Below are 14147 nucleotides of genomic sequence, written 5' to 3' on the forward strand. Positions count from 1 at the left end.
GGGTGTGGGAGAGTAGGACACCGCCGGACAACCATTCACGTTCAGGCCCCGACACACGTCGGGGCCTGAACCATTTAAACCCACCCACCCGCACGCGGGCCGGCGTCCCGAAACCCCCCGCTCACGTATGGCCCGGTTTCCGGCAAACCCCCGCTCACATATGGCCCGGTTTCCGGTAAACCCCCGCTCACGTATGGCCCGGTCTCCCGAAACCCCCGCTCACGTATGGCCCGGTTTCGATAAACCCCCGCTCAGATATGTGGCTTCCACGACCGACGCTCGCTCGCATGATGTGAGCGAGGGTCCGGCCAGGACCCGGCATACGTGAGCGGGCGTTCAACGAAAACCCGGCATAAGAGAGCGGGCGTCCGGGTCACCCAACCCCCGCTCACATATCAACGGTCATGACCAGACCCCCGCTCACATATGGCCCGGTTTCCGACAAACCCCCGCTCACCCATGCGCCGCACCGGCACGCAGCCACACCCGCAGCGCCCGGCAGCACTGAGCGAGCGTCCCGCCGGGACCCGCCATAGGTGAGCGAGCGTCCGGCCGGGACCCGGCATAAGTGAGCGGGCGTCGGGCCGGGAGCCGCCATACGTGAGCGAGCGTTGAGGGGCGGGGAGTTCGCCCGCGGCGGAATTGACCCCCAAAAGCGCCCGAAATAGGGTGAATTTGGTCAAAAAAGCGCGGAAACACGCGGAATTTGCTGGCCGTGTCCTCCCAAGCTGGTAAGTTTTCGAACAGTGGCTCGCACGCATGCCGTGTGTGAGCTCCAAAATCGTAAAGTCCAGGAGGACACAAATGGCTAAGAACCGTAGCGAACTGGTTTCCGAGGTAGCTGGCAAGGCTGGCACCAGCCAGGCTGCAGTCAACTCCGTGCTCGATGCCCTGTTCGAAGTTTTCGAGACTTCCGTCGCCGCTGGCGAGAAGATCACCATTCCGGGTTGGCTTGCCATCGAGCGCACCGACCGCGCAGCCCGCACGGGCCGCAACCCGCAGACCGGCGAGACCATCCAGATCGCCGCCGGCCACAGCGTCAAGCTGACCGCCGGCTCCAAGCTGAAGGCAGCTGTCGCCAAGAAGTAAGACACTTCGGCGCACGCCTAGGAAAGGCGGCAACCTGCGGGTTGCCGCCTTTCTGTGTTAATCCTCCCGATTCGCCGCGCCGCCGAGGTTAGCGGACAATGGATAGGTGCCATCAGCCAAAACTCCCGCCACCGCCCCCTCGCCCGCTTCCAAGCCGGGAACGAAGGCAGGCGCTGCCGTTGAGGGGATCTCCCTACCGTGGCAGCTTGCGGGCTTCGCTGCACTCCTCTTGGCTCTCGCTGGCGCCCTGATCTTCTCCGGCGCCTCGGCCGCGCGCCAGGTCTCTGATCCAGGGGCCTTGGTCCGCTGGGGACTGCCCGTCGCCAAAGCGATTCACAACGTGTCCTTGGCGACTGTGATCGGCGGGCTGATCTTCGCCGTCGTCATCCTTCCCAAGCACGTATCCCGCTCCAGGGAGGACGACGCCCCGGAACACCCCGCGTTCGCCCGTGCTTTGGCCGTAGCGGCGGCAGCGGGCGCAGCCTGGACGCTCTCCGCCGTCGCGGTCCTCGTGCTGACGTACGCGGATGTGGCCGGCCAGAGCCTCTCCGGGGACGCGCAGTTCACTGCTTCCCTCGTCTATTTCATGACGGATATCCAGACGGGCCAGGCATGGCTCGCCGTGACGATCATCGCCGCGATTGTCACAACCGCGCTGTTCGGCGTCCGCTCGTTGGCGGGACTCGCGCTGACGCTCGTCTTGGCCCTGGGCGGACTGGTGCCGAGCGCACTCATCGGCCACTCCGCGAGCTCCAGCGACCATGAGGGCGCCATCAATTCGCTCGGCCTTCACCTGGTGGGCGTGTCCACCTGGGTGGGCGGCATCATCATGCTTGCGGTTCTCTCGGGCCTCCTGCGGGGTTCCAAGGCAACAGGCACCAGGGACATCACGGAGCAGACGCTCCGCCGGTTCTCAGCATTGGCAGGCTTTGCCTTCGTGCTCGTCTTCGCTTCGGGCGTCGTCAACGCGAGCATTCGTGTCACCAGCTTTTCGGCCTTGGTCGGCACTCCCTATGGGCAGATCATCCTGGCGAAAGCGCTGGCCACCGTTGTCCTCGGCGGCATCGGTTTCATGCACCGCCAGTGGGTGATCCCGCAGCTGGGCCGCAAGTCGATGACCACGCGCCGCGTGCTGTGGCAGCTGGTGTTGGTTGAACTTCTGGTGATGGGCGCGACGTCGGGACTCGCCGTCGCGCTGGCCAGTTCGGCACCGCCGCTGCCCACCACCTATGCGCCCGACGCCTCGCCCGCCTTCATCCTGTCCGGTTACGAGCTGCCGCCCGAACTGACGCCCGCGCGCTGGTTGACCGAGTGGCGCTTCGACTGGCTTTGGGTGGCTGTGGCCCTCTTCGGCGCGGCGAGCTACATCCTTGGCGTGGTCAAGGTCCGCCGCCGCGGTGACTCCTGGTCGTGGTTCCGTGCGGTGAACTGGATGATCGGCCTAGTGATCCTGACTTACATCACGTCCGGACCGCCGTCGGTCTACGGCCGCATACTGTTCTCCGCCCACATGGTGGACCACATGGCGTTGACGATGGTGGCGCCGCTGTTCCTTGTCCTGGGTTCTCCGGTGACGTTGGCATTGCGGGCCCTGCCGTCGCGCGGCGAGGGATCACGCGGGGACGGCTCCCGTGGCCTTCGTGAATGGCTCCTGGTGTTTGTGCACTCGAAGTTCTCCCAGGTGGTGACCCACCCGCTCTTCGCCGCGGCGAACTTTGCCGGTTCGATCGTCCTGTTCTACTTCTCGGACGCGTTCGGCTGGGCAATGCGTGAGCACGTGGGCCATGAACTGATGAACCTGCATTTCCTGCTCACCGGCTACATCTTCGTCCTCACCATGATCGGCACGGATCCGCTGCCGCGTCGTGCGCCTTACCCCATGCGCTTGCTTCTCTTGCTCGCCACGATGGGGTTCCACGCGTTCTTTGGAGTGTCCATCATGGGAGGCACCGGACTCCTCGCTGCCGACTACTTCGGCAACCTTGGCCGGACCTGGGGACAATCGGCCTTGCTCGACCAGCAGACGGGCGGCGCCGTGGCCTGGGGAATCGGCGAAGTTCCCACCTTGCTGGTGGCGATCGGCGTCGCGGTCATGTGGTCGCGTTCGGATGAGCGCGAGACCAAACGCACCGACCGGGCGGCGGACAGGAATAACGACGCCGACCTTAATGCTTACAACGATATGTTTGCGCGGCTTGCAGACCGCGATGCCAAACTGGCTGATCGGGACTCCAAGCAGCCCGAAAGCAAGACCAACCTGGAAGGACGCTGATGAGCGAAACCGTACGCACCCAACTGCGTGTCCGCGCCTCTGAACTGGTGGGCCGTGGCTGGCTCAACACCGGTGGGAAGAGCCTGGACCTGGAAGCGCTGCGCGGGAAGATCGTGCTGCTGGACTTCTGGACGTTCTGCTGCATCAACTGCCTGCATGTCCTGGATGAGCTGCGCCCGCTCGAGGAAAAGTACTCCGACGTCCTGGTGACGGTCGGCGTGCACTCTCCCAAGTTCGAACACGAAGCCGATCCCGTGGCCCTCGCATCCGCCGTGGAGCGTTACGAGATCCACCACCCCGTCCTGGACGACCCCGAGCTCGCCACGTGGAAGGCCTACACGGCCCGCGCCTGGCCGACACTGGTGGTTGTGGACCCTGAGGGCTACATCGTGGCGCACCTTTCCGGTGAGGGCCACGCAGACGGCCTTGCGGTGCTCCTCGAGGAGCTCGTGGCCGAGCACGAAGCCAAGGGGACCCTCCACCGCGGTGACGGCCCCTACGTGGCTCCCGTCCCGACGTCGGGCACCCTGCGCTTCCCCGGCAAGGCGACCCAGCTGGACAACGGCAACTACCTAGTGGTCGATTCCGGCCACCACCGACTGGTGGAACTTCGTCCCGACCTTGAGACGGTGGAACGCGTCATCGGCTCCGGAACAAAGGGTTACCTGGACGGCGCAGCGGAAATTGCCCAGTTCAACGAGCCGCAGGGCGTGGCGGTGCTCCCGTCGTCGCTCGCTTGGCAGCTTGGCTACGAAGCAGTGGTCGCGGACACCGTGAACCACCGCCTCCGCGGTGTCACGCTCAGCTCGGGTTATGTGCAGACAGTTGCCGGCAACGGCGTCCAGCGCCTGCTCGACGCCGGCCCTGCCCGGGTTACGGAAAGCGGTGCCGGCGTTTGGGCTGAACACCACGACGCCGGTCCGGCTGACTTCGCGGCCGATGCCATCGACGTCGGGGTACTGGGTGTCGGGACCGGAGTGTCCCTGTCCTCGCCGTGGGACGTCGTGTGGAGCGAGAAGCTGCAGCGCGTTGTCATCGCGATGGCCGGCACGCACCAGATCTTCGCCTTCGAGCCCCTCTCTGGCGAGGTGTCCATCCTGGCCGGCTCGGGCCTCGAAGGTTTGCTTGACGGCCCCGCCGAGGAAGCCTGGTTCGCGCAGCCTTCCGGCCTGGCCGTGGATGCGGACGACAACATCTGGGTGGCCGACTCCGAGACCTCGGCATTGCGCCGCCTGGTCCTTGGCGAAACCGGCGTGACCGTCGAGTCGGCTGTGGGCAAGGGCCTGTTCGATTTCGGCTTCCGGGACGGCGAGGCCACCGAAGCCCGCCTGCAGCACCCTCTCGGTGTCACAGTTCTCCCCGATGGCTCGGTGGCCGTCGCAGACACCTACAACGGTGCCGTGCGGCGTTACGATCCTGCGGCTAAGGCCGTGTCCACCCTGGCGAGGGGACTCGCAGAGCCGAGCGACGTTGTCGTGGTCTACCCGGAAGGCGGCGAACCGCTGCTGGTGGTGGTCGAATCCAACAAGCACCAGCTAGTTCTCGTTCCCATCCCTAAGGAAGCCCAGCAGGTGGACGAGGGCGCCTCCCAGACGCAGCGGCCCAAGAGTCCCGTGGCGCCGGGAAACCTGGAGCTCACGGTGCGTTTCACGGCACCGACCGGACAGAAGCTCGACGACCGCTGGGGCGACCCTACGCAACTGAAGATTTCGTCGACCCCGCCCGAGCTGCTGCTTTCCGGCGGTGGCACCTCGGTAGGGCTGCTGCGGACCCTCGAGCTGTCCTCGGACGTGCCTGAGGGAATCCTCCACATTACGGCCCGCGCGGCTGCGTGCGATGGCCCGGAGACTGAGGACGGGGAAATCCCCGATCACGCCGCGTGCCACCTCTACCAGCAGGACTGGGGCATCCCCGTGGTTTTGCAGGCAGACGGCGATTCCGAGCTGGTGCTCGACCTGCGCGGGATGGACTAGGCGCGGGTTGGCCGGGCGGGTTTTAGCCGTCGAAGCTAGAAGCTCACCAGCGGGGTGACCGTGATGGTGTCCGCCCCTATGTCCAGACGTGTGGTGAAGCTGAAGTCGTGAACGGCGCTGAGGTCGCCGACCAGCCCGCTGAAGAGGTCGATTTCGCGGGCTGTTACCTTGGCTTTGCCGTTGAGGGGCGCCACGACCCACTGTCCGTTAAAGGGGTCGATACTGACCTTGGGATATTCCGTGATTTCCCATTTGATGGTGCCGTCCACCACCCGGCTATTGGTGACATGGTAGAACGGGCAGTCGGGCTGGAGCTTTTGCTGCTTGGTGGCGTCAGCGGCGCAGGTGTCCAGGAATTCCTTGACCTTGTCGCTCACCACCTTGATCATGGCGTCCGTTGGCCTGGTCAGAAGGTTGACGGGTGCCTGAGGCAGGGCGCCGGTGGTCACCGAGGTGCTGGTAGCCGGCGCCGAGAAATATTTGCCGGTGAGGCTGGCTTCGTACTGGCCGGGGTAAAACACCGCGAAGCTGTTGCGGCCATTGGGCAAGTTCACCGGGACGCCATTCAGGGTGGCCTCGTTGGCATTCACCACGGTGACCTCGATCGTCGGCAAGGATGACGGCACGAAGGACCATTTGCCGAAGAACAGCCACTCGGTGCCCGTCCGTTCAAGCAGAAAGTCCGAGTGCAGGGCCTTGCCGTCAATCTGGTAGTCCATGGGGACTGTCACCCGGTTGCCGCCACGGGATTCGGCGTTGCCGAGCTTGATATCGGTGATCTTCGACGCCGCCGTCTGCAGGGCCGTACCGTCCAGCATCGCGGCATTGGCGTTGGGTACTGACGCGTGCAGGAGCCCAAGGGCTTCCCCGCCGTGTCCCTGCTGGAGAGCCGCGATGTAATCGCGCACTTGCTGCTGCGGGCTCGCTATGGAGTTGCTCACTAGGTTGATGGAAACGATCGCAGCGGCCACGGCAAGCATCAGACCGAGCAGCCACCCGGCCGCGGTCTTGACCAACGCTTGACTCAACTGCACGCCCTTTACGTTACCCGCCGGTTCCGCAATACCCCGGCATCCTTCCTCTCACGTGACGTCTGAACATGCTTTCGGAAGGGGCCCGACGGCGGGCGGCGGCTCCGCGTTAGCGGCGCCGACGCGATGAGGTTCCGAACACGCCGCGGAGCAATTCCCGGCCGAGCTGCGTGCCGAAGGACCGTGCCATGCTCTTGATTCCGCCGCCGAGCGCACCACCCAGGACGCCCGCGAGATCGCCCATCATGCCGTCCCCGCCTTGCTGCGGAACAGGTGCCGGTGCGTCGGCAGGTGCTGGTGCGGGGGGCCACTCTTCGGGGGCGGAGCCTGGCAGCGGACGGCTGCTGGGACGGCCAAGGATCTCTTCCTCGATCCTGCGGGCGTCGGCGTCAACGGCATTGGGGTCAAGGGAAGCAGGTACCGGCGGCTGACCCGGCGCTGCGTCTCCGGTGGCGGGTGCGGTGCCCTTGCCGGTCAGTTTCTCGTATGCCGAAATGTTGTCCACCGCCGTGCCGTACTTCGGCAGCAGCGAGGAAGCGCCGATGGTGCTGCGGATCAGCTCGTCCGTGCTTGGCCCCATCACGGATTCGGGCGCTCGCAGCTTCGTCAGCGCCACGGGCGTTGGCGCGCCCTTTTCGTTCATGACGGTAATGACCGCTTCGCCTATACCAGCGGAGGTGAGGGTTTCCTCAAGGTCGTAGTCGCTCACCGGGAACGTGGACACGGTGGCCTTGAGGGCTTTGGCGTCCTCCGGGGTGAACGCGCGCAGGGCGTGCTGGACCCGGTTGGCAAGCTGGCCGAGGACGGCGGAAGGGACATCCTTCGGCGTCTGGGTGACGAAAAAGATTCCGACGCCCTTGGACCGGATGAGTCGCACCGTGGTGGTGATGGCTTCGAGGAAGGCCTTGGATGCATCCGTGAAGAGTAAGTGGGCTTCGTCGAGGAAGAACACGAGCTTGGGCTTGTCCAGGTCTCCCGCTTCGGGCAAGTCTTCGAAGAGGTCCGCAAGCAGCCACATCAGGAACGTCGAGAACAGCATGGGTTTGGTCTGGAGCGTGGGAAGTTCGAGGCAACTGATCACCCCGCGGCCGTCGGGGGCTGTGCGGAGAAGTTCCGCGGTGTCGAATTCCGGCTCACCAAAGAACTTCTCCATGCCTTGGGCCTCGAGATTGACGAGTTCGCGCAGGATGACCCCGGCCGTGGCCTTGGACAGTCCGCCGAGGTCTTCGAGTTCCGCTTTGCCCTCATCCGAGGTCAGGAACTGGATGACTGCCCGCAGGTCTTTGAGGTCGATCAGTTCCAGTTTCTTCTGGTCGGCGAAGTGGAAGATCAGCTGAAGGCTGGATTCCTGGGTGTCGTTGAGTTCCATGATGCGCGAGAGCAGGATGGGGCCGAACGAGGTGATGGTCGCGCGGACGGGAACGCCGTTGCCATCCCCGCCCAGCGAGAGAAACTCGACCGGAAAAGCCTTGCCTGACCACTCTTGGCCGAGGCTCGCGGTGCGGGCCGTGAGTTTCTCGCTGGCCGTCGCCGCGGTGGCGAGTCCTGAAAGGTCTCCCTTGATGTCCGCCAGGAAGACGGGGACTCCGGCCGTGGACAGCTGTTCGGCCATCATGTGCAGGGTGACGGTCTTGCCGGTGCCCGTGGCCCCGGCCACCAAGCCGTGCCGGTTCATCATGGACAGCGGCAACCGGACTTGAGCTTCTTTGTGGACTTCGCCGTCGACGATGGCGGCACCTAGCTCGATCGTGGGGCCATCGAGGGTGTATCCCTGCTGGATCGTGGCAAGTTTTTCAGCTGTGGTTTTCTTGGCCATGCGCATAGCCTAGTGGTCCAGTCCCGCGGATTGGCCGAAAACTTTGCAGTACTGGTTTATGCTCGCTTGGCGTACCGGAGGTAGACGACGCCGTTGCCAAAGCGACGCTCGTCCAACAGCTCAAGCGTCAGGCCCACGCCGTCGGGGAGGAATTGTTTCCCGCCTCCGACGACCACCGGCGTGAGGAAGAGGCAGAACTCGTCCACCAGCCCGGCCTTGATGGCCTGGGCGGCGAGTACGGTGCCACCAATGGACATGTCCTGCTGTGCGGACTCTTTCAGCGCCCGGATGGCTCCGGCGTCGAACTCCCGCTCGAGGCGTGTCCTGGCGGTGGACGGACTCCCCAAACTGGTGGAGTACACGATCTTGTCCGCGGCACGCCAGATCTGCGCGTAGTCCCGCATGACCGGTGGCTCCCCGGAAAGGGTCATGTCCTCCCATGCGGACATGACCTCGTACATTCGCCTGCCGTAGAGGTAGGTACCGATGGGCCGCTCAAGGTCGTTGACGAAGGCGTGGACTTCTTCGTCCGGCATGCTCCAATCGAACTTTCCTTCGGCATCAGCGGTGTAACCGTCAAGGGACATGATCCCTGCGTAGATCAGTTTTGCCATGCACAGACGGTACACACTCGCGACGGCAACGGTATAGTGCCCGGATGGATGACAAAGCGGTTCTGCTCAAATATCTGCGCGCCCGTCGCGGCGAGCTCCTCGCCAAGCTTGACGGACTCGACGAGTACGACGTCCGCCGGCCTATGACCCCTACCGGCACCAACCTCCTGGGACTGGTCAAGCACGTGGCGAGCGTGGAGCTTGGGTACTTCGGGGAGGTCTTTGGCCGGCCCAGCGGCCGGGAATTACCGTGGTTTGCCGACGACGCCGAAGCCGATGCGGACCTGTGGGTTCCTCCGGGGGAGAGCAGGGAAGAGATCATCGAACTGCACCGCTACTCGGCCGAGCACAGCGATGCAACCATCGAGTCGCTCCCACTCGACGCTCCCGGGGAAGTGCCGTGGTGGCCTGAAGAACGCCGACACGTGACGCTTCACCAGATCCTGGTGCACATGTGCGTCGAGACAGCCCAGCACTTGGGGCATGCCGACATACTTCGCGAGCTCATCGACGGTTCGGCGGGAAAAGGTCCCGGGGACCCGAACTTGTCACAGCGAAGCACCGAAGAATGGGCCGCCCACTGGGCACGGATCGAAGCCGCGGCACGCCAGGCTGTGGGCTAGGGTCACGCCTGAGCGGACGCCAGGTCCTTTGTGAACGCCAAGTGCTTGATCTCTTCCGGATCCGCGTCGACGTCGAACAGCGGGGCGTAGCCGGTGGCCAGGTACAGGTTCTTGGCTTCGGGCTGCCGCGGACCGGTGGTGAGGTAGATCCGGCGGTAGCCGCGCCGCGCCGCCTCGGCCTCCAGCTCAGCGAGGACCAACCGGGCCAGCCCACGACGCCGGTGCGCCGAATGCGTCCAGATCCGCTTGAGTTCCGCCGTGCGGGAGTCGTAGCGGCGGAATGCCCCGCCCGCCACGGTTTCGCCGTTGTCCTGCACGATGAGCAGGGCACCGTGGGGTGCGGCAAACTCGCCGGCCGGGTACCGGTTGAGTTCCTCGGCCGCGCCTCCGCTGCCAAAGAGGTCGCCGTAGCGCGTGGTGTATTCGACGGCGAGTTCGTCCAGGAGTGGCTTGACGCGTGGATCGCGCATGGGCAGTGTCAGGACGGAAAGGCCCGACGACGGCAGGGTTGGCGTTGTTGTCATGGCTTACCTTTCGTGAATTTGCCCAACTAGCTCGCAGTTATTGTCGTTATGAGGCGTCAAAACGACAACAACTGCGAGTCAGTTGGGCAGACGGGGCTGGTTGGGCGGACGGGGCTGGTTGGGCGGACGGGGCTGGTTGGGTGAGGGGCCGCGAGTTCGGCCAGGAGGCGGCGGGCCAGGGCGTCGTTCTCGCGGAACGGTGCTGCGTTGGTTCCGGGCCGTGCGAACGCCCCAGCGCCCCAACCCGAGGTCCATGGTCCGACGGCGAAAAGCCCCGCCTGCCGCACGCCGTCGGGAGCTAGGACTTCGTGCGAACTCGAGACCAACAGCTTACCGGTGGAGTGGGGACCGTCCGAGGTGAGGAGCGACTGTTCGGTGCCCCAACCGGCGTCGTGCAGGTCCGCCAGCGCGGGGTTGGCCGATCGCGCCACCGACGGCGACGGCAAGCGGGCCTCGATGTACGCCGCCGCGTCCACCACCACGGGCGATTGGAAGGAACCGGCCACGAAACGGCCGCTGGCCTCGTCCGGACGCACCCACATGCCCGGTCCCAGGAACTGCAGGAATCCAGCCCGGTGCAGGGCGAGGATTTCCCGCAACCGATGGGGCGGCGGGCCGGAATCCACGAAGCTGAAGAAGCCGTGCCACCATCCGTGCACCGCTTGTTGGGAGCGCGAATTGAGCCGCTCCTGCGGGACCAACCGGCCGAGCTCCATGTACACGCGGAGCAGGGCCGAGAACAAGGCGAGGGTTTCCGAATGGTCGGGACTCGTGCGGAGCTTGAGGTCGCGTTCGATGTAGTTCGCCACCGATCTCTGCACCGCGGCATGGTCCGCGAAGGCGCAACCGCTGAACGGTTGGTCCAGGGCCTCGAGGTCGAGCCGGAGAGTCGGGTCCGGGACGGCCGAGGCCACGAGGTTTTCGCGTTCGCGGCTGTACCAATCCAGGGCATCGAAGCGCGTCGAAAATTCGTCCCAGCCGCCGTGGACGCGTTCCGGATAGCCGGTGAAGAGCTCGCGGTAGTAGGCGTAGCCGGCATCTTTGGCGATGAGCGGCCAAAGCTGCGCGCGGAAATCCAGCTCCTCGTGCGCGGCGAGCAGAGATTCCACGGCGCGTGCGGTGAAGTACCGCGGGGCGCCGACGGGTTCCCCGCGCAGGGCGGAGGAGATCTTGGAGTGGTACGGCACTCCGCGCCGGGAGCCTGCCCAGAGCCGCGGTTCGGCGCCGGACGGCACATAGTCCAGGCCGCCGTCGGGCCTGTCTTCGAAGCGGCCGCCACGGCCCTCGAACAAGAGCACCAACAGATCCACGAAAGCCAGCCCCATGCCCGATACCAGGACGTCCTGGCCAGGTGCGATCGCCGAATAGTCGACGTCGGTGGTGTACGACGGCGCCGCGTGGAACCCGCCGTTCCGGGCGGCGAACTCGGCGAGCCGCGCTGATTCCGGTTCGGCACGGGAGTCGGTGTGACCCAGCGAGTACAACACCAGATCCGCCTCCAGCACCCCGCCTGAAGCGAGCTGCACGCGGTATCCCGCTCCGCCGTCGCGCCCTGAAGCAGGATGTTCGACGGCGGTTGCCGTGTCCCGGTGGATCGTCACGGTGACGTCCGGGCCGAGGGCCGTTACGGCCCTGCGGAAGAACCACTCGAGGTACTTGCTCTGGAGCTGGCGGGTCGGAAACGATGCCGGTGTCAGCGCCCGGAGCTGCTCGAGGAGGTGGGCTTCCAACTCCGGGACGTCGCGGATGGAACCGTCCAGCACGCCGGTTGCCCATGTGGCGAGGCCCGGACCGTCAACGGAGGGACCGTCGCAGGCCACGGAGCTGTCGGTGAACATCGTGACGTCCGCTGCCGTGGAGTTGAGCAGCAGTCCCGGGCTCTGGTCATAGCGCCAGATCCTCCCGGAACCGGGTTCGTACGGCTCCACGACGTGGATGGAGAGGGGACCGTCGAAGAGGCCGGGCCTGTTGGCTGCGAGCCGTTCGAGGATGCCGGCTGAGCGCGGACCACCGCCAATGAACACGATGGTGGGGGCGAAGGACGGCATAGCAACTCCTGTTGGTGGTGGCTGGTGGTACCCGAGCCTAGGGACGTGGCGGGGCCTTGGTCGAGGCGTTGGTAACGGCCGTTCACTACACGTCACGGCGCGTCAACAAGCGCAAAGAACCGACTCATATGGCTCCCTATGAAGCCGCGCGAAGCGCCATGAAGCCCCGCGAAGCGCCATTAAGCCCCGTGAAGAAGTGCAAAAATCCGCCTTGCAGCCGCTTCGAGGGCACCCCTAGATTGGCAGCCATCCCATAAAACAAGCGATACGAAGCGAGGTGGCGCATGAGTTCAGCAGCAACCACAGTGGCGCAGTCCGCACAGCAATCTGCACCGGAACCGGCGCCTGCCAGCGCCGTCGCGAAAAGCCCGACGGCGGCTACCGCCCAGGGTGCCGCCGCCGAGGGTGCCGCCGCTCGGCGCGCAGCCGACTACTCCGGCTACAAACTCGTCCCGGCCCGGCATCCATGGCGCTGGGTGGGCACCGTTGTGGTGGCTCTTGGCGTCGTCGCGGTCGCCTGGTCCCTCGCGACGAATCCGCGCTGGGAATGGGGCGTGGTAGCGCAATGGTTCACCGCGCAGTCCGTGGTTAACGGCCTCGTGGAGACCCTCAAGCTGACGGCCATCTCCGGCGCGCTCGGCTTTGTCCTCGGCTTCATCCTGGCCCTCATGAGGCTCTCGGCATCGCCGTTGCTGCTCTCGGTGTCCTGGACGTTCTCCTGGATCTTCCGCTCCACGCCGTTGTTGGTCCAGATGCTGCTTTGGTACAACCTGGGCTACCTCTACGAGAAAATCAGCTTGGGCATCCCCTTCACGGATATCCGCTTCTTCGAGGTCCAGACCACCACGCTCATCAGCCAATTCGCGGCGGCGGTCCTGGGCCTGACCCTCAACCAGGCGGCGTACTCGGCGGAGATCATCCGCGGCGGCATCCTCTCCGTGGATCAGGGCCAGCTCGAAGCAGCCGCTGCCCTGGGCATTCCGGCATGGCGACGCTCCACCAGGATCGTGTTGCCACAGGCCATGCGGGCCATTCTGCCTACCGCTTTCAACGAGATCATCGGCCTGGTCAAGGGCACCTCGATTGTCTACGTCCTGGCTTACTCCGAGCTGTTCTACACCGTGCAGGTCATCTACAACCGCACCCAACAGGTCCTTCCGCTGCTCCTCGTGGCGACGCTCTGGTACGTGGCTATTACCTCGGTCCTGAGCGTGTTCCAGTACTACATCGAGCGGCACTACTCGAAGGGCGCCGTCCGCAACCTGCCGCTCACTCCGCTGCAGAAGGCAAGGAAGTTCTTTGCCACCCACGCACCCGTGAACCTTGACCGAGCGAACCTTGACCGAGCGAAGGATGCCCGATGAGTACCGCTGCATCCCGCGGCCACGTGGAAATCACCAACGTCCGCAAGTCCTTTGGGGGAACGGAAGTCCTCAAGGGTGTGTCCCTGACGGTGCCGCCAGGCGGCGTCGCAGTGATCGTGGGACCCTCCGGCTCGGGGAAGTCCACGCTTCTGCGGACTATTAACCACTTGGAAAAGGTGGACGGCGGGTACATCACCATCGACGGCCAATTGGTGGGTTACCAGGTCCGCGGAAACAAGCTGCACGAACTGCGCGAAAAGGACATCCTCAAGCAACGCACGGACATCGGCATGGTGTTCCAGAACTTCAACCTGTTCCCGCACCTGACCGCGCTGGAAAACGTGACCGAAGCACCCGTCGTCGCGCTCCACCGAAACAAAGCCGAAGCGCGCAAGCGTGCGCTGGAACTCCTGGACCGCGTCGGCCTCAAGGACCGGGCCGATGCCTATCCACGGCAGTTGTCCGGCGGCCAGCAACAGCGCGTTGCCATCGCCCGGGCGCTGGCCCTTGACCCCAAGATCCTGCTCTTCGACGAACCCACCTCGGCGCTGGACCCGGAACTCGTCAACGAAGTCCTCGACGTCATTCGCGAACTCGCCACGTCGGGCACCACGTTGATCATCGTCACGCACGAAATGGGCTTCGCCCGCGACGTCGCAGACACCGTGGTCTTCATGGACGAAGGCCAGATCGTGGAGCAAGGCAGTCCCCAGGAGATCTTCGCGAATCCCCGTGAACCCCGGACGCGGAGCTTCTTCTCCAAAGTCATCGAACCAGCTTTCAACATCTGAGG

General features: G+C 65.0%; 11 protein-coding genes. 6 read left to right on the forward strand and 5 right to left on the reverse strand.

Features of this window, described 5'->3' with window-relative positions:
• The first annotated feature begins 804 nt into the window (after nucleotides 1–804).
• The 3 genes from ACFVTG_RS09180 to ACFVTG_RS09190 all read left to right on the forward strand — a co-directional run bounded on the left by ACFVTG_RS09180 (nucleotide 805) and on the right by ACFVTG_RS09190 (nucleotide 5334).
• Nucleotides 805–1089: an HU family DNA-binding protein gene (locus tag ACFVTG_RS09180; RefSeq protein WP_184739845.1), complete on the forward strand. Its 285-nt coding sequence runs from the start codon at nucleotides 805–807 to the stop codon at nucleotides 1087–1089.
• A gap of 106 nt (nucleotides 1090–1195) precedes the next feature.
• On the forward strand, nucleotides 1196–3361 hold the full coding sequence (locus ACFVTG_RS09185; protein ID WP_390279748.1) for a cytochrome c oxidase assembly protein: 2166 nt from the start codon (nucleotides 1196–1198) through the stop codon (nucleotides 3359–3361).
• Complete coding sequence (locus ACFVTG_RS09190) at nucleotides 3361–5334, forward strand: NHL domain-containing thioredoxin family protein (RefSeq protein ID WP_390279750.1); 1974 nt, start codon at nucleotides 3361–3363, stop codon at nucleotides 5332–5334. The genes ACFVTG_RS09185 and ACFVTG_RS09190 overlap by 1 nt, the downstream gene beginning before the upstream one ends.
• A 35-nt stretch (nucleotides 5335–5369) precedes the next feature.
• Here ACFVTG_RS09190 and ACFVTG_RS09195 read toward each other — a convergent pair whose 3' ends face one another.
• From ACFVTG_RS09195 to ACFVTG_RS09205, 3 genes are all read right to left on the reverse strand, one after another.
• Nucleotides 5370–6362 (reverse strand): hypothetical protein, encoded by a 993-nt coding sequence (locus tag ACFVTG_RS09195; protein WP_390280209.1) that lies wholly within the window; start codon nucleotides 6360–6362, stop codon nucleotides 5370–5372.
• A gap of 112 nt (nucleotides 6363–6474) precedes the next feature.
• Nucleotides 6475–8181 carry a helicase HerA-like domain-containing protein gene (locus ACFVTG_RS09200; RefSeq protein ID WP_390279752.1) on the reverse strand — a complete coding sequence of 569 codons (1707 nt, stop codon included), beginning with the start codon at nucleotides 8179–8181 and terminating at the stop codon, nucleotides 6475–6477.
• 56 nt (nucleotides 8182–8237) lie between these two features.
• Complete coding sequence (locus ACFVTG_RS09205; protein WP_284755286.1) at nucleotides 8238–8795, reverse strand: dihydrofolate reductase family protein; 558 nt, start codon at nucleotides 8793–8795, stop codon at nucleotides 8238–8240.
• Nucleotides 8796–8839: 44 nt separating this feature from the next.
• On the opposite strand from ACFVTG_RS09205, the gene ACFVTG_RS09210 reads away from it, so the two are divergent.
• Nucleotides 8840–9418, forward strand: coding sequence for a DinB family protein (locus ACFVTG_RS09210; protein ID WP_284755284.1), 579 nt, complete (start codon nucleotides 8840–8842; stop codon nucleotides 9416–9418).
• A 2-nt stretch (nucleotides 9419–9420) separates the two neighbouring features.
• Here ACFVTG_RS09210 and ACFVTG_RS09215 read toward each other — a convergent pair whose 3' ends face one another.
• The gene (locus ACFVTG_RS09215; RefSeq protein ID WP_390279754.1) at nucleotides 9421–9942 is read right to left on the reverse strand and encodes a GNAT family N-acetyltransferase; all 522 of its coding nucleotides are present in this window, start codon (nucleotides 9940–9942) and stop codon (nucleotides 9421–9423) included.
• 56 nt (nucleotides 9943–9998) lie between these two features.
• Nucleotides 9999–11990: an FAD/NAD(P)-binding protein gene (locus tag ACFVTG_RS09220; protein ID WP_390279756.1), complete on the reverse strand. Its 1992-nt coding sequence runs from the start codon at nucleotides 11988–11990 to the stop codon at nucleotides 9999–10001.
• Nucleotides 11991–12274: 284 nt separating this feature from the next.
• On the opposite strand from ACFVTG_RS09220, the gene ACFVTG_RS09225 reads away from it, so the two are divergent.
• On the forward strand, nucleotides 12275–13354 hold the full coding sequence (locus ACFVTG_RS09225; protein WP_390279758.1) for an amino acid ABC transporter permease: 1080 nt from the start codon (nucleotides 12275–12277) through the stop codon (nucleotides 13352–13354).
• Nucleotides 13351–14145, forward strand: coding sequence for an amino acid ABC transporter ATP-binding protein (locus ACFVTG_RS09230; RefSeq protein ID WP_390279760.1), 795 nt, complete (start codon nucleotides 13351–13353; stop codon nucleotides 14143–14145). The genes ACFVTG_RS09225 and ACFVTG_RS09230 overlap by 4 nt, the downstream gene beginning before the upstream one ends.
• The last annotated feature ends 2 nt before the right edge of the window (nucleotides 14146–14147 follow it).

This window comes from Arthrobacter sp. NPDC058127, from assembly GCF_042884555.1.
GTDB lineage: Bacteria > Actinomycetota > Actinomycetes > Actinomycetales > Micrococcaceae > Arthrobacter.